The sequence below is a fragment of the Janibacter hoylei PVAS-1 genome (assembly GCF_000297495.1).
Taxonomy (GTDB): Bacteria; Actinomycetota; Actinomycetes; order Actinomycetales; family Dermatophilaceae; genus Janibacter; species Janibacter hoylei.
In genome coordinates, this window is the sequence record NZ_ALWX01000012.1 from 1 (window position 1) to 21,241 (window position 21,241).

The 21,241-nt window shown below is 72.2% G+C and carries 21 protein-coding genes and 6 tRNA genes; 9 read left to right on the forward strand and 18 right to left on the reverse strand.

Going from position 1 to position 21,241, the window contains the following annotated elements; translation table 11 throughout:
• A partial coding sequence (locus tag B277_RS03030) for a PhzF family phenazine biosynthesis protein (protein ID WP_007925039.1) occupies positions 1–546 on the reverse strand: 546 nt, incomplete at its 3' end.
• A 64-nt stretch (positions 547–610) separates the two neighbouring features.
• Here B277_RS03030 and B277_RS03035 point away from each other — a divergent pair.
• Positions 611–1,738, forward strand: a complete 1,128-nt coding sequence (locus B277_RS03035) for a cysteine desulfurase family protein (RefSeq protein ID WP_007925041.1) — start codon at positions 611–613, stop codon at positions 1,736–1,738.
• Complete coding sequence (locus B277_RS03040; RefSeq protein WP_007925043.1) at positions 1,735–2,388, forward strand: hypothetical protein; 654 nt, start codon at positions 1,735–1,737, stop codon at positions 2,386–2,388. The genes B277_RS03035 and B277_RS03040 overlap by 4 nt, the downstream gene beginning before the upstream one ends.
• Positions 2,389–2,395: 7 nt before the next feature.
• Here B277_RS03040 and B277_RS03045 read toward each other — a convergent pair whose 3' ends face one another.
• The 7 genes from B277_RS03045 to B277_RS03070 all read right to left on the reverse strand — a co-directional run bounded on the left by B277_RS03045 (position 2,396) and on the right by B277_RS03070 (position 6,789).
• Complete coding sequence (locus B277_RS03045) at positions 2,396–3,517, reverse strand: methyltransferase (RefSeq protein WP_007925045.1); 1,122 nt, start codon at positions 3,515–3,517, stop codon at positions 2,396–2,398.
• Positions 3,518–3,619: 102 nt separating this feature from the next.
• Positions 3,620–3,696: transfer RNA gene (locus B277_RS03050), tRNA-Val, on the reverse strand.
• Between the two features lie 234 nt (positions 3,697–3,930).
• Complete coding sequence (locus B277_RS03055) at positions 3,931–4,491, reverse strand: PGPGW domain-containing protein (RefSeq protein WP_007925047.1); 561 nt, start codon at positions 4,489–4,491, stop codon at positions 3,931–3,933.
• Between the two features lie 17 nt (positions 4,492–4,508).
• Positions 4,509–5,357: an aminotransferase class IV gene (locus B277_RS03060; RefSeq protein WP_007925049.1), complete on the reverse strand. Its 849-nt coding sequence runs from the start codon at positions 5,355–5,357 to the stop codon at positions 4,509–4,511.
• The gene (locus B277_RS18725) at positions 5,354–5,986 is read right to left on the reverse strand and encodes a chorismate-binding protein (protein ID WP_007925051.1); all 633 of its coding nucleotides are present in this window, start codon (positions 5,984–5,986) and stop codon (positions 5,354–5,356) included. Before B277_RS18725 ends, B277_RS03060 begins: the two co-directional genes overlap by 4 nt.
• Entirely contained in the window at positions 5,928–6,377 is a 450-nt protein-coding gene (locus B277_RS18730; RefSeq protein WP_007925053.1) for a hypothetical protein, read from the reverse strand. Before B277_RS18730 ends, B277_RS18725 begins: the two co-directional genes overlap by 59 nt.
• Before the next feature lie 19 nt (positions 6,378–6,396).
• Entirely contained in the window at positions 6,397–6,789 is a 393-nt protein-coding gene (locus B277_RS03070) for an MmcQ/YjbR family DNA-binding protein (protein ID WP_040880679.1), read from the reverse strand.
• A 120-nt stretch (positions 6,790–6,909) separates the two neighbouring features.
• Here B277_RS03070 and B277_RS20175 point away from each other — a divergent pair, with 120 nt between their 5' ends.
• The 3 genes from B277_RS20175 to B277_RS19435 all read left to right on the forward strand — a co-directional run bounded on the left by B277_RS20175 (position 6,910) and on the right by B277_RS19435 (position 7,669).
• Positions 6,910–7,125, forward strand: a complete 216-nt coding sequence (locus tag B277_RS20175; protein WP_420319493.1) for a hypothetical protein — start codon at positions 6,910–6,912, stop codon at positions 7,123–7,125.
• 147 nt (positions 7,126–7,272) lie between these two features.
• A complete protein-coding gene (locus tag B277_RS03075; protein WP_007925056.1) occupies positions 7,273–7,593 on the forward strand; it encodes a hypothetical protein in 321 nt (106 codons plus the stop codon).
• Entirely contained in the window at positions 7,544–7,669 is a 126-nt protein-coding gene (locus tag B277_RS19435) for a hypothetical protein (RefSeq protein WP_272948434.1), read from the forward strand. The genes B277_RS03075 and B277_RS19435 overlap by 50 nt, the downstream gene beginning before the upstream one ends.
• Before the next feature lie 34 nt (positions 7,670–7,703).
• Here the strand turns inward: B277_RS19435 and B277_RS03080 are convergent, their stop codons facing one another.
• A complete protein-coding gene (locus B277_RS03080) occupies positions 7,704–10,457 on the reverse strand; it encodes a condensation domain-containing protein (protein WP_007925059.1) in 2,754 nt (917 codons plus the stop codon).
• 193 nt (positions 10,458–10,650) lie between these two features.
• Here B277_RS03080 and B277_RS03085 point away from each other — a divergent pair, with 193 nt between their 5' ends.
• Complete coding sequence (locus B277_RS03085; RefSeq protein WP_007925061.1) at positions 10,651–12,864, forward strand: MMPL family transporter; 2,214 nt, start codon at positions 10,651–10,653, stop codon at positions 12,862–12,864.
• Positions 12,865–12,890: 26 nt separating this feature from the next.
• Here the strand turns inward: B277_RS03085 and B277_RS03090 are convergent, their stop codons facing one another.
• The 6 genes from B277_RS03090 to B277_RS03115 all read right to left on the reverse strand — a co-directional run bounded on the left by B277_RS03090 (position 12,891) and on the right by B277_RS03115 (position 14,182).
• Positions 12,891–13,427, reverse strand: a complete 537-nt coding sequence (locus B277_RS03090; RefSeq protein WP_007925062.1) for a PH domain-containing protein — start codon at positions 13,425–13,427, stop codon at positions 12,891–12,893.
• A gap of 104 nt (positions 13,428–13,531) precedes the next feature.
• A tRNA-Val gene (locus B277_RS03095) sits at positions 13,532–13,603 on the reverse strand.
• A 27-nt stretch (positions 13,604–13,630) separates the two neighbouring features.
• A tRNA-Cys gene (locus B277_RS03100) sits at positions 13,631–13,701 on the reverse strand.
• Between the two features lie 25 nt (positions 13,702–13,726).
• A tRNA-Gly gene (locus tag B277_RS03105) sits at positions 13,727–13,799 on the reverse strand.
• Positions 13,800–14,006: 207 nt separating this feature from the next.
• Positions 14,007–14,078: transfer RNA gene (locus tag B277_RS03110), tRNA-Val, on the reverse strand.
• Between the two features lie 31 nt (positions 14,079–14,109).
• A tRNA-Gly gene (locus B277_RS03115) sits at positions 14,110–14,182 on the reverse strand.
• 120 nt (positions 14,183–14,302) lie between these two features.
• On the opposite strand from B277_RS03115, the gene B277_RS03120 reads away from it, so the two are divergent.
• Positions 14,303–15,976: an acyl-CoA dehydrogenase family protein gene (locus tag B277_RS03120; RefSeq protein WP_007925063.1), complete on the forward strand. Its 1,674-nt coding sequence runs from the start codon at positions 14,303–14,305 to the stop codon at positions 15,974–15,976.
• Between the two features lie 106 nt (positions 15,977–16,082).
• Here B277_RS03120 and B277_RS03125 read toward each other — a convergent pair whose 3' ends face one another.
• Entirely contained in the window at positions 16,083–16,961 is an 879-nt protein-coding gene (locus tag B277_RS03125) for a polyphosphate kinase 2 family protein (RefSeq protein WP_238148131.1), read from the reverse strand.
• Positions 16,962–17,008: 47 nt separating this feature from the next.
• Between B277_RS03125 and B277_RS03130 the strand changes: the two genes are divergently transcribed.
• Positions 17,009–17,683, forward strand: coding sequence for a dihydrofolate reductase family protein (locus B277_RS03130; RefSeq protein ID WP_040880680.1), 675 nt, complete (start codon positions 17,009–17,011; stop codon positions 17,681–17,683).
• 7 nt (positions 17,684–17,690) lie between these two features.
• On the opposite strand, the gene B277_RS03135 is transcribed toward B277_RS03130, so the two are convergent.
• A complete protein-coding gene (locus B277_RS03135) occupies positions 17,691–18,836 on the reverse strand; it encodes an alpha/beta hydrolase family protein (RefSeq protein WP_007925066.1) in 1,146 nt (381 codons plus the stop codon).
• 61 nt (positions 18,837–18,897) lie between these two features.
• Here B277_RS03135 and B277_RS03140 point away from each other — a divergent pair, with 61 nt between their 5' ends.
• Positions 18,898–19,956 (forward strand): ATP-dependent DNA ligase, encoded by a 1,059-nt coding sequence (locus B277_RS03140; RefSeq protein WP_083853613.1) that lies wholly within the window; start codon positions 18,898–18,900, stop codon positions 19,954–19,956.
• Here B277_RS03140 and B277_RS03145 read toward each other — a convergent pair.
• On the reverse strand, positions 19,953–21,035 hold the full coding sequence (locus B277_RS03145) for a DNA polymerase domain-containing protein (protein WP_007925068.1): 1,083 nt from the start codon (positions 21,033–21,035) through the stop codon (positions 19,953–19,955). The genes B277_RS03140 and B277_RS03145 overlap by 4 nt on opposite strands.
• Between the last annotated feature and the right edge of the window lie 206 nt (positions 21,036–21,241).

Genomic DNA, 21,241 nt, shown 5'->3' on the forward strand with positions numbered 1-21,241 from the left:
GCGCGACCAGTCCGGCTTGAGAGCCCGCACCTGCTCGGCGGAGCGCAGCCGCACCGCGGCCCAGCCCGGGCCGTTGTCGACCCACTGGTGTCCGACGACGTCGGCGCGGGTGATCCCCAGAGCCGCGACGAGCCGGTCGAGATCGGCGTCGTCCAACGGCCCCGTGCGCACGAGCGGCGGTGCGGTGAAGGCGAGCTCGCTCCCGGCGCGGTGGACGTCGACGAGACCGGCGCCGCACTCCTGGACGACGCGGTCGGCCTGCCGTGGGGTGCCGCCGTGGGCCAGCCAGGCGTGCGCGGTCCCGAGCGTCGGGTGCCCGGCGAAGGGGAGCTCGCCGCCGGGGGTCATGATGCGCACCCGGTAGTCGGCCTCGGGCGTCGTCGGCGGGAGGACGAAGGTGGTCTCGGACAAATTGGTCCACCGCGCGACGTCCTGCAGCGCCGCATCGTCGAGCCCTTCGGCGTCGAGGACGACGGCAAGCGGGTTGCCGGCGTAGGGCCGGGAGCCGAAGACGTCGACCTGGGCGAAGGCACGGGAGCGGGGCATCGCGGTCCTCTCGTCGGGGTGGCCCCATCCTCCCCGGCCGGGTCCCGCCCGACATCATGGGGGCATGGCCGCCGACCCCGTGTACCTCGACCACAACGCGACGACGCCCATCGCCCGCCAGGTCGCCGAGGCGATGTGGCCGCACCTCACCGAGGACTTCGGCAACCCGTCGAGCGCCTCGGTGCAGGGTCGGCGAGCCCGGGCGGCGCTCGACCGGGCCCGCGAGCAGGTCGCCGCCCTCGTCTGCGCGCACCCGGACGAGATCGTCTTCACCTCTGGCGGCACCGAGGCCAACAACATCGCGATCCGGGGCGCCGCTCGGCACCTCGCGACCCGGGTGGCCGTCACGTCGTGCGTCGAGCACCCGGCGACGGCCGCACCCCTGGCGCACCTGCGGGAGCACCACGGCTGGCGGGTGCACGAGCTGCCGGTCGACGGCGAGTGCCGGGTGCGCCTGGAGGAGCTGCCCACCGGGGCGATCGGGCTCGGCACGCTGATCCTCGCGCACAACGAGACCGGCGCGCTCCAGCCCGTCGCCGACCTCGCCGAGCGGGTCCACGCCGCCGGTGGGCTGGTCCACGCCGACGCAGCCCAGGCGGTCGGCAAGGTGCCGGTCGACGTCGCGGACCTCGGCGTCGACCTGCTGTCGATCGCCGGGCACAAGCTCTACGGACCGAAGGGGGTCGGTGCCCTCTTCGTGCGGCGAGGCACCCGCGTCGCGCCGGTCGTCGTCGGCGCCGGTCAGGAAGGGGGCCTGCGCCCGGGGACGGAAAATGTCGCGCTCATCGTCGGTCTCGGGGTCGCCGCCGACCTCGCCGCGGGCCTGCTCGTCGCCGAGGCCGATCGACAGATCGCCCTGCGAGAGACGTTGTGGCACAGCCTTGCCCGTGCCGTGCCGGGGCTGGTCCGGGTGTCGCCCGAGCAGGGCTGCCTGCCCAACACCCTCATGGTGGCGCTGCCCGGTCGCGTGGGAGCCGAGGCCCTCGAGACCGTCCCCGAGATCGCAGCGTCGACCGGCAGCGCCTGCCACGCGGGCGTGCACTCCCCGGGCGCCGCGCTGCTCGCCATGGGGCTCGACGCCGACACTGCCCTCGGGGCGCTGCGCCTGTCCCTCGGGCGGTCGACGAGCTCCGCCGACGTCGACCGCGCCGTGCCCGCCCTCGTCAGCGCGCTCACCGGGCGGCCGGCATGAGCTCGGCACCGGCCTGGCTGGGTCCGGTGGTGCGCTCGTACCGGATCACGCCCGCGGTCTACGACCTCGTGCTGCTCAGCGCCGTCCCCCTCGCGCTGCTCGTCGGGGCCGTGGTCTTCGGGGACCGGGACGAGCTGCCCATCCTGCTCGTGGCCACGGCCCTCGTCGGTCTCGTCGCCTTCGGGTGGATCGCGTGGTCGCTGTCGTCCTTCCTCCACCTGCACGCCCACGGGGTGCGTATCGGCCGCCACCTCGGCACGGTGCGGGCGATCCCCTTCGGCTCGATCGACCCGGCCTCGATCGCCACGTACACCGACATCTCCACCGCGATCGGGATGCGGCGGATGGTCCCGTCCCGGTGGCACGTCTTCCCGGCCTCGGGCGCCGCGGTTTCCTTCGTCGGGCCCTCCCCGACGACCGAAGGGGGTCCCGGCTACGTCCCGCCTCCGGTCCCCGGTGACGGGTTCGTCGTCTTCGCGTCGTCGCGGGCCCCGGAGATCGATGCCGAGCTGCGCCGGGCGCTCGTGGCCCATGGCGTGCCGGCAGAGCTCGCGTGGTGGTCCGGGCGTCAGGGGCCCTTCCCGCTGAGCGGGCTGGCCGTCGCGGCGCGCTGCTCGATGCCCGGCTACCTGCCGACCTGGCGCCCCTGAGGTCGACTCAGGGGCCCACCGGTGCGAGCTGCCAGAGGGAGGTGACCTCGGCCCGGCGTGCCTCGTGCAGGGCGTCTCGGGCATCACTGGTGCGCCCGTGCCGCGGCACCGTGTCGAGGCGCTGGACCACCTGCAGCCCGGCGTCGGCGACCCAGCCGAGCAGGTCGTCGCGGCTGCGCAGGCCGAGGCGCTCGGCGATGTCGGAGATGACGAGCCAGCCCTGGCCGCCCGGCTCGAGGTGCTCGGCCAGACCGGCGAGGAAGCGTCGCAGCATGTCGGACGCCGGGTCGTAGATGCCCACCTCGAGGTCCGAGGTGGGCTCGCCGGGCAGCCACGGCGGGTTGCACACGACGAGGTCGGCACGGCCCGGCGGGTAGAGGTCGGCCTCGACGACGCTGACCCGGTCGGCGACACCAAGCCGAGCGGTGTTGTCCGCGGCGCTGGCGACGGCGCGAGGGTTGATGTCCGTGGCGACGACCCGGTCCACGCCACGCTGGGCGAGGACCGCGGCGAGGACGCCGGTCCCCGTCCCCAGGTCGAAGGCCGTGCCCGGGACAGGGTCCGCCAGAGGGGCATGGGCGACGAGGTCGACGTACTCACCACGGACAGGTGAAAAGACGCCGTAGCCCGGGTGGACGGTGGCGCCGAGGGCCGGGACGTGCACCCCCTTCGTCTGCCACTGGTGGGCGCCGATGACACCGAGGAGCTCTTGCACGGCGACGATCATCGGCCCCTCGCCCACGCCGTAGGCCGCGCGGGCGGCCTCGCCCACGTCCGGCGCCCGGCGCAGGTCCAGCTCGCGGTCGGCGTCGAGCTCGACGACGAGGTGGGCGAGCAGGGTCGCGCGCTCGGTCCGCTGGGCGCGATGACGGGCGAAGGTCACTCGACCGCGCTGACGGCGCGCGGCGCGGCGCTCGATGCGGCGGTCCATGGCCTTCAGCAGCTGGCGGGCGTTGTGGTAGTCCCCACGCCACAGGATCGCGGTGCCGCGCGCGGCCAGGCGCATCGCGGAGTCGGCGGTCAGCGCGTCGTCGGCGACGACGACCTCGGTGGGGGCCGGGGCCCCGCTCTCGGAGTGCCACTCGGCCTGGTTGTCGGTGCCGTGCTCGACCCAGCGGATGGTGTCCATGGTGCGGCGAGTCTACGGCCGCCCTCGTCCGGGACCTGCGACGCCCTGGGGGACGACGAAGGCCCGAGAGGCTGACTGTCGCAGCACCTCGGGCCTTTGGTGTGGTGGACGTAAAGGGACTCGAACCCCTGACCTTTCGCGTGTGAAGCGAACGCTCTAACCAACTGAGCTATACGTCCGTGGTGCTCCCCGAGCCAGCGTCCCGGCCGGGCAACCTGAGCAGAGTACCCGGCCCTCTCCCTTCGGTGCCAATCGGTCCGCCGGCGTCCCTTCGAGACGGCCGCGGGGCGGCCTCCTCAGGGAACGGAGACGGCCGCGGGGCGGCCTCCTCAGGGAACGGAGACGGCCGCGGGGCCGGCCTCCTCAGGGAGCGATGCTGGCCGGCAGGGAGCGAGGGTGGCCGGACCGCGCGATCAGGCCGGCTGGAGACCGGGCACCTGCAGGACGAGCTCTTCGACGGCGTCGGGCGTCCACCCGGGCACACCCGTGATGAGCAAGGCCAGGTAGAAGCACAACCAGCCGAAGGCCGCAGAGAGCAGCAGCATCGGGATCTTCGCCTTCCACGGCAGGGCCCTCGTGTACTGCTCGAAGGCCTTGACCTCGGCCTTGACGAACTGCGTCACGCGGCGGGCCCAGATGAACTCCGTGCTCCACACGAAGAGACCGATGAAGATCACCGCCCAGCCCGGCCCGACGAGCGGGACCATGGGGATGCCGGCGATGATGAGCAGCAGGCCGAGGACCGCGACGACGGCCCGGTAGACCGGCCCGATGACCGGGTTGGTGCGCAGCGTCCGCCGCCACCGGATCGGGTCCTCGTGGGCGTCGATCCGCCCGTTCTCGCCAAAGCGGTCGAGCAGCTCCTGGCGCACGATCGCGTGCTGCTCGTGCCGGATGTCCCGGAAGGAGCGGCGGTTGCCCTGCCGATCCTTGCCCCGCCCGGCGTCCTCGCCGGTGATGTCCACGTCCCCCATGGCGGTCTCCACGGCGCTCAGGGGTTGAGGTCCGCTGCGGACGCGGTCGCGAAGGCCTCACGCACCCGGGTGGTGAGAGGTCCGGGGGCCGGCAGCTCGCGGCCGTCGATCGCGTGGATCGGCTGGACGTCGCGCGTGCTGCTCGTGAGGAAGGCCTCATCGGCGGTCTCGAGCACGGTCATCGGCAGGGTCTCCTCGACGACGTCGATGCCCGCGGCACGGGCGTACTCGATCGTCAGCTCGCGGGTGATGCCCGCGAGGCAGGCGCTGTCGAGCGGCGGCGTGCGCAGCACCCCCTCGACGACGACGAAGATGTTGCTCCCGGTCCCCTCGCACAGCTCGTCACGGTCGTTGGCGAAGATCGCCTCGCTGCCGCCCTTCGCCTTGGCGTGGGCCAGCGCGATGACGTTGTCCGCGTAGGAGGTCGTCTTGAGCCCGGCGGTCGCGGCCCGCGAGTTGCGGGTCCACGGCACGGTCGCCACGGCCGTCGTGTCGGCATAGGGCGCCACCTCCGCCGCGGTGACGATGTAGCTCTGCCCCTGGTCACCCCGGTCGGAGCCGAGCGGCCCCGGCCCCCCGGTGATCGTGTACCGCAGCCGGCCGAAGCCGATCGTCGGTCGGGCAGCGAGCACCGCGTCGACACCCTGCTGCAGCCGTGCCCGGTCGACCGGCGGCAGGCCCAGCCCGGCCAGCGTGCGGTCCATCCGCGCCAGGTGACGGTCGGCGGCGAAGACCTGACCGTCGACGATCTTGCACGTCTCGAAGGCGCCGTCCCCCACGGTGATGCCGTGGTCCAGCGCGGCGAGTGCCGGCTCGTCCGTCCCCACGAGAGCGCCGTTGACCCACACCCTGACCTCGTTGCTCATGTGACCACTCTTCCAGATGCCAGCCCGACGAGGACGTCGGCCTTGAGCTCGCACTCGGCCCACTCCCCTGCGGGATCGGATGCCCACGTGATCCCGGCTCCGGTGCCGAACCGCAGGCGACGGACCCCGTCGGGGTCCACCGTCGCGAAGAACGAGCGGATGCCCACGGCGAGTTCCCCGCACGGGCCGGCGGGGTGGTCCGCGTCGACCCAGCCGATCGCGCCGCAGTACGGGCCCCGCGGGGTCGGCTCGAGGTCGGCGATGGCGGTGAGCGCGCTCGACTTCGGCGCGCCGCTCACCGACCCGGGCGGGAAGGTCGCCGACAGCACGTCGGCCCACGTGATCCCGGGGCGCAGCGTCCCGACGACGTCGCTGACGAGGTGGACCAGGCCCGGGTGCGACTCCGGGGCGCACAGCCGCTCGACGGCGACCGTCCCGGGCTCGCAGACGTGCTGCAGGTCGTTGCGCACCAGGTCGACGATCATGACGTTTTCGGCGACGTCCTTGGTGAGCATCGCCTCGATCGTCGGTGCCGTGCCCTTGATCGGGCTCGAGACCAGTCGTGGGCCCTCACGGGTGAGGTAGCGCTCCGGCGAGGCGGTGACGACGTCGAGCCCGGCGGACGGCACGTGCACGACCCCGGCGAAGGGAGCGGGGTTGCCCCCCCGCGAGCACCGCCGCGAGGTCGGGCAGGTGGGCCTCCTCCGGCAGCGGCGTCTCGAGGAGAGTCGTGAGGTTGACCTGGTAGACGGTGCCGGCGGCGATCCGCCGCCGGATCTCCTCGACCCCATCGACATAGCCCCTGCTGTCCAGGGTCGGGCGCCAGCCGGTGGTGCCCGGCCAGCGGCGCGCATCACCCGGAGGCACTCCCCCGTCGTGCCTGCGACCGAAGCGGACGGCCGTCAGCTCACCTTCGAAGGTGACGACGACGGCCCAGCAGCCGCGCTCGAGGTCGCTCGGGTCGTGGGTGACCTCGAGGGGGTCGGACCACGTCGTCGACCCGAAGTGCGCGAACTCCACCCGGTGAGGATAGGGGGTGTCAGCGGGCGTCGAGCCTGGCGATGTCGCGGACGCCGGCGGTACGGCGGAACGACATCTCGACGAGCTCGACGACCTCCTGCACGTCCGTGGCGTCGTCGAGGTCGAGCCCCACCCAGCCGCTCGGGCCGAGGTAGGCGGGGCGATAGCAGCGAGGGTCCTGCAGGAGGGCGCGAGCCTCCTCCTCGTCCGGGAGCACGACGAGCGAGTGCTCGTGCTGCTCGTACTCGCCATCGACCTTGATCGAGCCGCCGAAGTAGGCGAAGACCTTCGTCGTGAAGAAGGCCGGACGACCGTGGCTGATCTTTTCGTCCGCGCCGGGGAAGCCGAGGGCGATCTGGCGCACGAGCAGCAGCAGCGGGTCGTCGTCGTCGAACATCAGCGGGTGGACCATCGACCGAGGCTACGCCCCCGCCAGTCCGATGGACCGGCAATCCGGCGGCAACCTTGACGTCACCTGTGGTGTTGCTGGACGGACCGCCGCTACCTTGGGCGCGGACAGACCCAGGGCCAGCTGAGCACGGCCTCCGGGGTCAGCGTCCGGACGATCCGCGGGCTCGAGCGCGGCGAGATCCTCACCCCGCAGCTCGCCACCCTCCAGCAGCTCGCGCTCGCGCTGCGTCTGGGCCCGCAGGCCCAGGCCGAGTTCATGCACGCGTGGTCCACGCCCCGGGGGGTCGGCCTCGACCAGCTCCTCGTCGACCCGAGCTCGAGCAGATCCAGCAGCTGACGCGCTCTGCCCTCGGCACGTACCGCGTCATCAGCCAGGTGTGGCGCACCCACGTCTCCGCGGACCGTCGGCTGACTCACACCGGCTGCCACAGCGGCATCTCCGCTGTGGCCGACGGGCTCGACCGGGTCTTCAACGTGCAGAGCGGTGACGCCGGGACCTCGGACCGACCTCGAGTTCACCCCGCTGCTCGGCTGCGAGCTCATCAGCCGACGGGTCTTCCCGGAGAGCAACGTCGCCGTCTTCGAGGTCGGGCTCGGCCGGACACTGGCGAAGGGCGAGACGCACGCCTACGCGTACGAGATCGTCGACCGGGGGCCGCTCGAGGGTCGCACCGACTCCGACGGCTTCGTCTGGGGCCCGCCGCACACGGCGCGCCCTCATCGTCTCCGTGGACTTCGAGGTGCCGCCCGCGACCGTGACGCGCATCGAGCGCGCGCCCGGCGCGGACTTCGTCGAGCGCGGTGAGGTCGAGCTCGACCCGCAGAACCGCGCCTCGCTCGTCCTCGAGGACGGCGGCCCCGGAGCCTTCGGCTTCGCCTAGACCTGGTGACCACCCGCCGCCGGTCGGGACGAGGTCACCGCAACGCGCGCAGGTGCTCCCCGGCGCGCGCGAAGAGCCGCTGCACACCGTCGGTCGCCTGCGGGGTGTCGGGCAGGATCGCGAGCACGTGCATCGCCGACTCCTCGCGCATGACCCACGCGGTGACATTGCTGTCCCGACCCCCTCGGGAGACCAGCACCGCGTCGGCGTCACCCCAGGTCGCCGCGCCGGGGAGGTGGCGCAGGTCCATGTACGAGAGCATGAAGCGCTCCCCGACCTGGGAGAGCTTGGCCCCGATGGCCTGCTCGACGACGTCGTAGACCTTCATCGCGGGCAGGGCCGAGGCACCGCGCGCCTCGCGGAAGGACTGGCGCACCAGGCCGGCCACCTCGACGAGGTCACCCTCGGCCACGTCGACGTGCACGGGCATGACATTGATGAACCACCCGGCGGCAAGCAGCCACTCCGGGGCGTCCCGCGTGTGCACCGGGTTGAGGAAGCGCAGGGTCTGCGCCCCGCCGAGCTCGCGCGCGGCGAGTCCGACCGCGGCGTAGACGAGCTGGGTCGTGCGCACGCCGAGCCGCTCGGCGGCGGCGTCGAGGCCGGCCGCCTCCTCCCCCGTGAGCAGCACCTCGTGGTAGCGCTCGAGCTCCACGGGGTCGTCCGCGGTGGCGCCCACCGGGAGCGGAAATCGCCCGAGCTCCTCGTCGCCCGCGAACCAGAAGGCGGCCCAGGCGGCGAGCGCGGGGTGGGTCAGGTCGACGTCCTCGTGACGCCGGCGCTCGAGCTGCGCGAAGTCCATGAAGTCGCCGACCGGCGGGAGCTCGATCGCCTCGCCGCCGGTCTCCTCGCGGTACATCGCGTCGAGCTCGAAGAAGATGAGGAAGAAGGAGAAGCCGTCGGTGTAGCTGTGGTCGAGCCCGAGGTAGAGGATCGTCTCGTCCTCGGCGACGACGGCCCGGAAGCAGTACCCGATGCGACCGAGCGGGTTGCAGCCCGCCCGGAAGTCGTCACTCACCCGGGCATTGGCCTCCTCCGCTGTGACGCTCCCTTCGGCCCGTGCCTCGAAGGAGATCTCCTCCGGCGCCAGGTCGACCCGTGCCCACCCCGTCGGACGCTGCTCGTCCCGGGTGAACCACCCGCGCATGACGCCGTGCCGGCGCACCCACCGCGTGATGGTCCGCGCCAGCGCATCGGCATCGAGGCGGCCGGGGATCCGGTAGGTGAAGCCGAGCCAGATGTCGTCCTGGGCGCCGGTGCCGATCGTGTCGGACCGCAGGTCGAGGTGCGCGGCCTGCATGTAGGAGGGCTCGCGGTCCCCGGGCGTCGCCGAGGCGATCGCGTGCTCCGTGGCGGGCGTGGGGACGATGGTGAGGTACTCCCCACCGATCGTCTCGCGGTCGGTGATGCGCTGCATCTTGATCATGCGGTCAGCTCCTGCGGGGCGAAGGGGGCCGCCCTCTCGGCGTCGACGAGAGCGGTGAGACGCGCGGCGACGCCGTCGAGCCAGGTCCGGCTGCCCGGCGCCAGCGGCAGGCGGGTCACGAGGCTGACCCCCTCGGGCAGGATCGTCAGCCACAGGTGGGTCTGGCTGCTCGGCGGGACGTCGCCGAGCTGGATCCCGGCACCGAGCGTCCGCCACCACTCGTGACCGTCGACGCGCGACCCGTCGATCGTCGAGATGACGACCTGGGGGGCAGACGGGCACGTCGAGCAGGCGGTGGACGAGGCCGAGCGGGAGAGCTGCGGCGGGGGCTGACACCCGCCACGTCTCCACGGCCGCGAGGACCCAGTCACGGGTGCTGGCACCCGTGGGCATCGACAGGGCGAAGGGGGCCACCCCCGCAAACCACCCCACCGACTCCTTCCACAGTGGCGATGGTCGCCCGTGCGTGGAGACCATGGCGTGCACCTCGTCGCCCATCGCCTGCATGAGCAGGGCCGTCCAGAGCATCCCCGTCGGGATGCCCTCGGCCGCGTAGTGCAGGTCGAGCCGCGCGGCGACCTCCCCGTCGCAGATGTCGTGGCGCACGAGGTCGTGGTCGTAGCGGCCGTCGGGCGCGATCCCGGAGGCGGCGGGGGCACCGGGCACCGACCCGCCGGACAGGAACTCGCTCCAGGGCAGCAGTCGGGCGTCGTCGTCACCCAGCCCGTCCGCGACGGCCCGCTCGAGCGCCGTGGTCTCGACGTGGCTCGGCGAGGTGCGCGGCTCGTGCACGCCGGCGACGATCGCGGTGTGCAGCCCCGCGATCGCACCCACCCCGGCGTAGGCCGACAACCCGTCGAAGGTGACGTGGTCGAAGGCGGCGTGCAGGACGTGGCCGGCGTCGACCGCGACCGTGAAGAACGCGAAGGCAGGGGCGCAGCCCGGTCGGCAGCGGGAGTGGAACTCCGTGATGAGGAGCTCGCGCAGCGCCTGCGGGTCGTGCTCGCCCAGGGCCGTCCCGGCCACCTCCACCGCCTCGGGCGGGAGCGTGCGTCGCTGCTCACTCCCCTCTGCGTCGAGGGTCAGTCGGCTGCGGAGGGACTCGTGCTGCCGGACCCAGGCGGTGAGCGTGGCCGCGACGCTCTCCGGCGTCGCGTCCGGCAGCAGCACCGACAGACCGATCCACGCGGACCAGGGCGAGTCGCCGTCCGGGTCCTCGTGGAGGCGGCCGAGCTGGTCGAAGCTCGCCGGTCGCGGGTCGGGGGGTTGTCCGCTCCAGCGCGCGAGGGTGGCGGCGTCGAGCTCCCATCGGATGACGTCACCGCCCAGCAGCTCCTGGTCGGCCAGCGTGCAGGGGATCATGCGGCCTCCGTCGGGGTGGGTGAAGTGCGCTGCAAGAGTGGCAGCGGCCGCCGCGTGCCGCGACCGCTGCCGGTGTGATCTACCTCTCCGCTGGGACGACCGGGCGCCCTTCCGCCACAAGGGATCTGGGGACGCGTGGGGATCATCGGGCAGCAACCGCGCAACCGCGGCCACCTGCTGGCAGGCTGTCCCGGTGACCAGCCACCGTGACCGCCGGACCTTCCTGCACCGACTCGGCTCCGGCACGGCCCGGCACCCCTGGGTCGTCGTCGGGTCCTGGGTGGCGCTCGTGGCGGGCTTCTTCGCCCTCGCGCTGGGCGGGGTCACGGGCGAGGGCCTCTTCGACCGGCTGCACAGCGGAGACATGACCACCCCCGGCGAGGCCCAGGAGGCCCGAGAGCTGCTCACCGACGCCGGTGGTGGTGAGCTGGCCAACGACACGCTCATGGTCTCGGGGTCGCCCGCCACCGACCCCTTCGTCCGTCGTGCCGTCGCCGAGCCGATCCGCCGCATCCACGACATGCGCGGGGTCTCCTCCGTCGTCAACCCGCTCGTGCTCGACAAAGGGGTCAAGGACCCGCGCGCCGAGCCGCTCGTCGTCGACGAGCCGGGCAAACGCTGGGGCTTCCTCACGGTCGTCGAGTACGACAGCACCCTGAGCGACGAGGAGCTCGCGCGGGTACGCCGCGATGTCGCGGTCCAGCTCGACGAGGTCGCTCTCGGGTCCCAGGGCACGAGCAGCCAGCGCGGGAGCGTCGCCGACCTCGTCGACGAGGTGGTCGGGCAGGTCGAGACCGACATGAAGGTCGGCGAGGGCCTGGCCCTGCCCATCTCCTTCGTCGTCATGGTCCTCGTCTTCGGCGGGTTCCTCGCGGCCGGCATCCCCATCGCCGGCGCCATCGCCTCGATCGGCGGTGCGCTCGCCTCCCTCTGGGGCTTCTCCCACGTCATCGACCTCGACGCGACGGTCGTCAACATCGTGAGCGTCCTCGGCCTGGGCCTGTGCATCGACTACGGGCTGCTCGTCGTCTCCCGCTTCCGCGAGGAGATGCGCGACCTGCTCGACGGGCAGCCGCTCGGCCCGGACTCCCGTCAGCTCGTCGTCGAGGCCACCGGGCGCACCGTCGACCGAGCCGGCCGCACCGTCGTCTTCTCCGCGGTGACCGTGGCCATCGCGCTGTCGGGCCTGCTCTTCTTCCCGTCGACCTTCATGCGGGCGGCCGGCGCCGCCGGCGTCTCCGTGGTCGTCCTGTGCCTGCTCGTCGCCGTGACCCTCGTCCCGGCCGTCTGCGCCCTCGCGGCGCGGCGGCTGCTGCGAGGGCGCACCGAGCGGTCGTCGGACACCGGCACCTTCGCGTCGCTCGCGGGGGGCGTGCAGCGCGCGCCGTGGCTCGTCGTCGGGCTCGTCCTCGCCGCGCTCGTCGCTATGGCGCTGCCCGCCACCCGCATGGAGGTCACCTCCTCGGGGATCGAGCTGCTCCCTGCGGACAACGAGCAGCGCACCTTCTTCGAGGACCTCGGGCGCGACTACCCCCTCCTCGCGTCGTCAGACCTGCGCGTGGTGACGACGGCGGACGCGGACGAAGTCCGGGCCTGGGCGAAGGGCGGTGCCCGAGACCTCCCCGGCGTCGAGTCAGCGGAGGTGGTCACCGTGGGCAAGATCGACGGTCAGACCGTCCGCAGCATCGACCTGCGGACGCAAGACGGTCCGCTCGGGCCGGGGACGCGCGACCTCGTGACCCACCTACAGCAGGAGCGTCCCCCCTTCGACGCCCGGGTCGGTGGGCAGGCGGCCGACCTCGCCGACTTCACCGGCACGATCGCCGACTCGGCGCCCTTGGCCATCGGCACCGTCGTGCTGGCGACCTTCGTCCTGCTCTTCCTCATGACCGGGTCGGTCGTCGTCCCGATCAAGGCCCTCCTGATGAACATCGTCTCGCTCGGGGCCTCGCTCGGGGTGCTCGTCTGGGTCTTCCAGGACGGGCACCTCGAGGGCCTGCTCGGCTTCGACTCGGTCGGGGCGGTCGAGGTCTCGATCCCCGTCCTCGTCCTTGCCTTCGGCTTCGGGCTGTCGATGGACTACGAGGTCTTCCTGCTCTCGCGCATCGTCGAGCTGCACGAGCGCGGCTACCCGACCAACGAGGCCGTCCGGCTCGGCCTGCAGCGCTCAGGGAAGATCATCACGAGCGCGGCCCTGCTCATGTGCATCGTCTTCGCCGGCTTCGTGCTCGCGCGGGTGCTGGCGGTCAAGGAGACCGGTGTCGCGCTCGTGCTGGCGATCGTCATCGACGCGACCCTCGTGCGCATGCTGCTCGTCCCGGCGACCATGTCGGTCCTCGGCGAGTGGAACTGGTGGGCGCCGCGGTGGATGAAGCGCCTGCACGCGAGGTTCGGGATCACCGAGTAGCGCGTTGCGCCGGCGGCGTCAGCCGGTCAGCGTCGGCGGGGCTCCGTGGGCGGCCACTCGCCGTCGTCGCTGCCGTCATCGGCGGCGAAGAGCAGGTTCTGCAGCTCGACCTGGACGTCCTCGACCCGCGGCACGTCGTGCAGCTCCATCCCAGCCTTGTCGGTCGCATCGGAGATGACGAGCGTGCCGCAGCCGAGGACGCGGTCGAGCGGCCCCTTCTCGATGGCCACGTCGTTGATCCGGTAGAGCGGGATGTCGCGGCCCTTCTTCATCAGCAGGCCGTAGCGGTTGCTCACCCGGCGGTTGGTGAAGACGTAGCGCGTCGAGTTCCACCGCCACGCGGGCAGCAGGACACCGGGGACGGCGAGCACGAGGGCGATCACGGCGACGGCGAGCAGGATCCACGTGCTCTGGTCGCTGTCCCGGGTGAGCACCGCGACGGCGACGACCGCGGCGACGAGGACGACCAGGAGCAGGAGCGGCCCCGCGAGGGCCTTCCAGTGGGTGCGCAGGTCGAGCCGGATCTCCTCGCCGTCGGCGAGGTGCTTGTCCTTGAGGGCCATGCCTGCATCCTGCCACCGTGGCGGGGCGGGGCCGCCCCAGCGGACCGGGCATGCTTCGGGAAAACACGAAGTCCCTGGCCGCGCCAGCGGGCAGGGACACTCGGTGGGCGATACTGGGTTTGAACCAGTGACCTCTTCCGTGTCAAGGAAGCGCGCTACCGCTGCGCCAATCGCCCGGGTGCATGCAGGTGACTGCATGGTCGAGGTGGAGACGGGATTTGAACCCGTGTAGACGGCTTTGCAGGCCGTTGCCTCGCCTCTCGGCCACTCCACCACCGAAGGTGGCTTTCAACCTTCTGAGCGGATGACCGGGCTCGAACCGGCGACCTCAACCTTGGCAAGGTTGCGCTCTACCAACTGAGCTACATCCGCACGCCCCGCCAGGTCGCGTTGTAACGCGGGGCACGAGGAGAAACATTAACCCATGGACGCCCAACTCTCCCAACCGGCTCACCCCGGCGTGCCGTGTCGCGGGTTGCCGGGCGCGAAGGGGGCGCCCGCCCGCCTCGGCGAGCGGGCAGGACACGTCCGAGGACGTGGAAGGCCCCGATCCGCTTGAGCAGATCGGGGCCTGTCCCGTGGGCGATACTGGGTTTGAACCAGTGACCTCTTCCGTGTCAAGGAAGCGCGCTACCGCTGCGCCAATCGCCCGTGGACGGCGCCACCGGGGTGGCGCTGTCAGAGCGGATGACCGGGCTCGAACCGGCGACCTCAACCTTGGCAAGGTTGCGCTCTACCAACTGAGCTACATCCGCACTCGCGGTCGGCATCGCTGCTGACCGCGCTGAGCGAGAGTAGCCCAGAGCGTGGCCAGATTCCAAACCGAAGGTGAAGGCTGCTGTCACCCCGTCCGCGGCTGGCCGTATCGTGCGGACATGCCGACGCACGAGGTCACCAACCAGGTCCCGCCCTACGGGGGTCACGACGTCTTCACGAGCGATCCGGTTGTCGCACAAGGTGTCGAGCGCTGGGTCCCCTCGGAGCACCTCGCCGGTGCCACGAGCGACCTGGCCGCGCTGGGCCGGCTCGCCGGGTCGGCGGGGGCCGCCGAACTGGCTGACCGCGCACATCGCAACACCCCCCGCCTCGTGACGCACGACCGCTGGGGCCACCGCATCGACGAGGTCGAGTTCGACCCCGCCTGGCACGACCTCATGGGGCACGCGACGTCGGCCGGCCTCACGGCCGTGCCGTGGACGCGGCCGCAGGGCAGCGGCGCGCACGTCACCCGCGCCGCGGGCTTCCTCACGTGGAGCCAGGTCGAGCCGGGGCACATCTGCCCGATCACCATGACCAACGCGGCGGTCCCCGCCCTTCGCCACTCGCCCGAGCTCGCCGAACGCTGGACCCCCAAGCTCGCCTCCCGCGACTACGACTTCGGGCTGCGCGAGGTCGGGACCAAGGCCGGGGCGATCGCCGGCATGGGGATGACGGAGAAGCAGGGCGGGTCGGACGTGCGGGCCAACTCCACGCTTGCCGTCCGCACCCCCGGCGGTCCGCTCACCGGCGACACCTACCGGCTCACCGGGCACAAGTGGTTTTGCTCCGCCCCGATGAGCGATGTCTTCCTCGTCCTGGCCAAGACCGCCGAGGACGCGCCGCCGAGCTGCTTCCTGGTCCCGCGGGTCCTCGAGGACGGGACGCGCAACCCCTTCGCCCTGCAGCGGCTCAAGGACAAGCTCGGCGATCGCTCCAATGCCTCCTCCGAGATCGAGCTCGACGGGACGTGGGGGTCGCTCGTCGGCGAGGAGGGTCGCGGGGTCCGCACGATCATCGACATGGTCTCGGCCACCCGGCTCGACTGCGTGCTCGGGTCGGCCGGCACGATGCGGGCGGCGCTGACGCGAGCGGTCCACCACACGCGCCACCGTCGTGCCTTCGGCGCGCTGCTCGTCGACCAGCCGCTCATGCGCAATGTCCTCACCGACCTGGCGCTCGAGTCGGAGGCGGCGTCCCTGCTCGGGATGCGCCTGGCCCACGCCGTCGACGAGGGCGAGACCGAGCTGACCCGCCTCGGCGTGGCCGTCGGCAAGTACTGGGTCTGCAAACGGACCTCTCCCTTCGTCGCGGAGGCGCTGGAGTGCCTCGGGGGCAATGGCTACGTCGAGGAGAACGGCATGGCCCGGCTCTACCGGCAGGCGCCGCTCAACTCGATCTGGGAGGGCTCGGGCAATGTCAACGCGCTCGACGTGCTCCGCGCGATCGGTCGCGAGCCGGCGTCGCTCATGGCGCTGCTCAAGGAGGCCTCCGTCGCCCGCGGCCGGCTGACGACCCTCGACACGGCGCTCGACGAGGTGGAGCGCGACTGCGCCGGGCTCGGCGCACTCGACGGCGTCGAGGTCGCCACCGGCGCCCGCCGGCTCGTCGAGCGACTGGCCCTGACCCTCCAGGGCAGCCTCATGGTGCTGCACTCCCCCGCCGACCTGGCCGAGGCCTTCGTCGAGTCCCGGCTCGGCCGGGCGAAGGGAGAGAGCTTCGGCACCCTCGACACCGGCCTCGTGACGCTGGCCGGCGCCACCGCCGTCGACCGGGCCACGGCCACCGCCTGACCCGCACCTGCGCATTTCCCTAGGCAAATGTCAGCTCAGGCGGTCATTTCCCTAGGGAAATACGCACCCCCTCCGTATTTCCCTAGGGAAATACGGAGGGGGGCGGTCAGGACTTCTTGAGCCGGGCCAGCTCGGCGGCGACGTCGAAGTCGGCCTTCGGCCACTGCGGGTCGAGCTGCACGAGGTGCTCCTTGAGCAGCTGCATCACGGCCAGGCGGGCAAACCACTTGCGGTCGGCCGGCACGACGTACCAGGGCGCGACATCGGTCGAGCACTTGTCGATGACGGCTTGGTAGGCCTCCTGGTAGGCGTCCCAGTGCTCGCGCTCGTCGATGTCACCGGGGTTGAACTTCCAGTGCTTGTCGGGGCGCTCGAGCCGCTCGGTGAGCCGCTCCTTCTGCTCGTCCTTGCTGATGTGCAGCATGACCTTGATGATCGTCGTCTCCTTGTCGGCGACGCTCTCCTCGAAGGTGTTGATCTGCCCGTAGCGGCGGCTCCACTGGGCGCGTGGGACGAGGTCGTGGACGCGCACGATGAGCACGTCCTCGTAGTGGCTGCGGTCGAAGACGCCGATCATCCCCGGCTCGGGCAGCGCCTTGCGGATGCGCCAGAGGAAGGGGTGCTTCTTTTCCTCAGCCGTCGGCGCCTTGAAGCTCGTGATGTCGACACCCTGAGGGTCGACCGCGCCCACGACATGGCGCATGATGCCGCCCTTGCCCGCCGTGTCCATGCCCTGCACGACGAGCAGCACGCTGCGCTGACCGCCGGCGCGCGACTCGGCGAAGAGTCGCTCCTGCAGGTCCGACACCTCGCCGGCCAGGGCCGAGAGGGCCTCCTGACTGGCGGCCTTGTCCCCGTTGAAGCCCGGGGTGCTCCGCGTGTCGATCGACGCCAGGTCCGTCCCCGGCCCGGCGCGCAGCGCGTCGCCGAAAGGGGTCGCCGACCCCGAGGTCGCCTTCTTGCCCGACTTCTTGTCCTTGGCCATGCTGCGCATCATGTCAGCCGGGCGGGTCGTGCGGCAGACTCGAGCGCATGCGGGTTCTCATGGCCGACGACGCCCCCTTCGACGTGGTGCCGGGTGAGGAGCTCGACGAGTCGGGTACCGATCGGCTCTACGCCACGAGCGACCCGGTGCTCCGGCTCAACTTCGTGGCCACGCTCGATGGTGCGGCGACGGGCGCCGACGGCCTCTCCGGGTCGATCAACTCGGCCGCCGACCACCGTGGCTTCGCGGCCATGCGCCGGGCGGCCGATGTCCTGCTCGTCGGCGCGGGCACGGTCCGCGCGGAGGAGTACGGGCCGGCACGCACGCCGATGGTCGTCGTCTCCAGGAGCGGCCGTCGGCCGGAGACCGTCCGTGGCACGGACTCCGTGGTCCTCGCGACGACCCGGTCGTCGGGGGCCACCGAGGACGAGACCACCTGGGTCTGCGGCGACGCGGAGGTCGACCTGGGTGCGGTCGTCGAGCGGGCTCGCACCGCCTTCGGTCCGCACGTGCTCTGCGAAGGGGGACCCTCTCTCGCCGCAGACCTGGTCACGGCGGGCCTCGTCGACGAGCTCGCCCTGTCGTGGACGCCGCACCTCGTCGGTGGGCTCCGCACCGACCACCCGCGCATCCTCGACGGTGCCGCCGTCGACCGCACCCTGCGGTGCCGCCACCTGCTCGAGGAGGACGGCACCCTGCTCGGGCTGTGGCGCCTGGTCTGAGCGGCAGCTACCGGACGAAGTCCGCGACAGCCGCGTCCCACCGCCTCGGGTCGACATTCCACTCCTTGCAGTGGCGCGCCAACGACCAGGGCTCGAAGGTCACGAGGTCGGGCCGGGCCGCGGCCAGGGCCTCGCTCGGGCCAACGGGGACGAACTCGTCGTCGCGCGAGTGGATGAGCAGCATCGGGTGGGAGAGCTCGTCGGCCCGCTTGACCCAGTTGGTCCGGGCGACGTCGACGCTCTCGGAAACCCCGACGAGGCGCTTGGCCCAGTGCTGTCCCATGAGGGCGCTCCCCAGGTGGCCGACGGGCGCGGGGACGCGGTGCAGGGCCGCGTGGTGGCGCAGCACGTCGCCCCAGTCGACGACCGGCCCGTCGAGCACCGCGCGGGAGACCTCGGCGGCAAGCGGTGACCGGTCGAGGAACTGCAGGACGATCGCCCCACCCATCGACCAGCCGACGAGGACGATCTCCTGGGCGCCGCGGGCCAGCGCGAGGGCGATCGCGTCCTCGATGTCGCGCCACTCCGACAGACCGAGGTTGTAGCGGCCGTCGGGGCCGCGCGGGGCGTCTCCGTCGTTGCGATAGCTCGGGACGAGGCAGGTCAGGCCGGCGGCGTGCAGCGCCGGGATGGCACGCAGCGTCTCGTGCCGGCGCGCACCGCGCCCGTGGACGAGGACGGCCCAGCGCTCGCCGCTGCCACCGGGCACGACCCACGCGGGCATCGGCCCGAGCTCCGCGGGCACGACGACGTCCTGGGTCTCGAGGCCGAGGTCGGCCTGAGGGTCGCGGCCGTAGTAGTAGCCGTTGAAGCGGGCCGTCCCGGGTTGCAGCACGCCTTCGTCGACGCCGAGGAGCTCGCGACGCACCCGCTGCCGGCGGTGGTCGACCTCGAGGACCCCACCGATGCGGGCGTGGCCGCGACCGCCGTCCAGCCACAGTCCGTAGCGGCCGGGGACGAGCAGGTCGGGGGTGCCGGAGAGGGTCACGCTGTCGGAGTGGATGACGTGGATCCGGGTGTCGTCGGGGCGGACGAGGTCCGGGGTGAGCACCTTGCGCGCGAAGTACGTGCCCGCCCCGACCCACACGGAACCGGCGCCCATGAGGGCGGATCCCGCGGCGACCGCGCCGTAGGTCAGGGCCCGCTCGGCCACCGTCCGTTGAGTCACGGCGTCATCGTCTCAAATGTCGTGGCTCGCGGGCAGAATGTGGTGAGTGACACCACTTCCCGCTGACCTCGTGCTCGACCCGATGCTCGCCAAGGCCGTCACGGATGTGCCTGCGCCGGATGCCGTGGAGGGTGGCTACTCCTACGAGCCCAAGTGGGACGGCTTCCGGTGCATCGTGCGCAAGGAGGGCGACGACGTCGAGCTCGTCAGCCGCGGCAAGAAGCCGCTGACCCGCTACTTCCCAGAGCTCGTGGCAGCGATCGTCGAGCATCTGCCGGGCAGCGCCGTCGTCGACGGCGAGGTGGTCGTGCGCAGTGGCGAGCCGGGCGCCCAGCGCCTCGACTGGGAGGCCCTCGGGCAGCGCATCCATCCCGCCGAGTCGCGGATCACCAAGCTCTCGCAGGAGACGCCGGCCGAGTTCATCGCCTTCGACCTGCTCGCCGTCGGCGACGAGGACGTGACGGGCGCTCCCTTCGTCGAGCGGAGGGAGCGGCTCGAGACGCTCTTCGAGGGCATGGCGAAGGGAGCACCGCTGCACCTCACGCGGGTGACCCGCGACGCCGCCGAGGCGACCGACTGGTTCACCCGCTTCGAGGGGGCCGGGCTCGACGGGGTCGTCGCGAAGGCCCTCGCCTCGCCCTACTCCCCCGGCAAGCGCACGATGCTCAAGATCAAGCACAAGCGAACCGCCGAGGCCGTCGTCACCGGATATCGCGTGCACAAGTCCGGTCAGGGTGTCGGCTCGCTCCTGCTCGGGCTGTACCAGGACGGGCAACTCTTCAACGTCGGGGGCATCGCCGCCTTCACCGCGAAGCGTCGCCTCGAGCTCGTCGACGAGCTCGAGCCGCTCGTGCGTCGCGACGCCGACGGCAACGTCGAGCACGCCGAGACCGACCGGTCGCGCTTCAGCTCGAGCAAGGACGTGAGCTTCGTGCCCCTGCGGCCGGAGCGGGTCGTCGAGGTCGCCTTCGACCAGCTCGAGGGCTGGCGCTTCCGGCACACGGTGCAGTTCCTGCGCTGGCGCCCCGACCGTGACCCGGAGTCGTGCACGCTCGACCAGATCGACCGCGCCGCGGCCTACGACCTCGGTGAGGTGCTCGACTAGCCGTCGACGCGGTTGCCCTCCTCGTCCCAGTGCTCGGCGACCTTCTTGCTCGGCTGCACGCGGGGCGGCTCGCCCGGCATCTTCGGGTAGTCGGGCGGGAAGTTCAGCTCGCCGCCGGGCAGGGTCTCCCACAGCTCCAGGAGCGGCTCGAGGGAGTGGGCCGTCTCGTCCATGTCGGCCCACGGGTCGCCGTCGGCGAGGTGGTCGGTCACCGTCGTGAGGTTGTACTCGGCCGGGTCGGTGACCTGCGCGAGCTGCTCCCACGTCATCGGCGTGCTCACCGGTGCACCCGGGCGGGCGCGCAGGCTCCACGCACCGGCGATGGTGCGGTCGCGGTTGTTCTGGTTGAAGTCGACGAAGATCCGCTCGCCGCGCTCCTCCTTCCACCAGGCCGTCGTCACCCCGTCGTCACGCCGCTCGAGCTCGCGACCGAAGCCGATCGCCGCGTGCCGCAGTTCCTCGAAGGACCAGCGCGGCTCGATGCGCACGTAGACGTGGATGCCGCGGTTGCCGCTCGTCTTCGGGTAGCCCCGCATGCCGAGGTCCTCGAGGAGCTCGCGCGCGACTCCGGCGACGCGCTGCGCGTCGGCGAAGCTCGTGCCCGGCTGCGGGTCGAGGTCGATGCGCAGCTCGTCGGGGTGGTCGACGTCCGGTCGGCGCACCGGCCACGGGTGGAAGGTCAGCGTGCCCATCTGCGCCGCCCAGACCAGGGCCGCCGGCTCGGTCGGGCACAGCTCCTCGGCACCGCGCCCGCTCGGGAAGGTGATGCCCACGGTCTCGACCCAGTCGGGTGCGCCCCGGGGCAGCCGCTTCTGGTAGAAGCCGTCGGCGTCCTTGTCACGCGGGCCGACCGCCAGCCGCATCCCCTCGCGCCAGCCGTCGGGCCAGCGCTCCATCGCCGTGGGCCGCCCGCCGATCTGCCGCATCATCGCCTCGCCGACCGCGGCGTAGTACTCGCACACCTGCAGCTTGGTGATCACCGGGGCGCGCTCGGTCGCCTCGTAGATGACCCGGTCGGGGCTGGAGACGCGGACCTCGCGGTCACCGGCGGGCACCATCACGGCGGGGGTCTTGGCCATGCGGTCAGCGTATGGGCTGCCATCGACGAAGGGGGGCGGCTCGGCTCCCTTCGTCCCGTCGGGTGATCGTCACGCGACGTTCACCGGCTCGCGCTGCGCGCGGTGCCGAGGCGACCTAGGTTGCTGGAGCCACGCCCGTCCCTCCCAGGAGCCACCATCGCCCTCTCGTCGCCCGCCGCCGCCTCGCGCACCGACCGCCGCGCCTC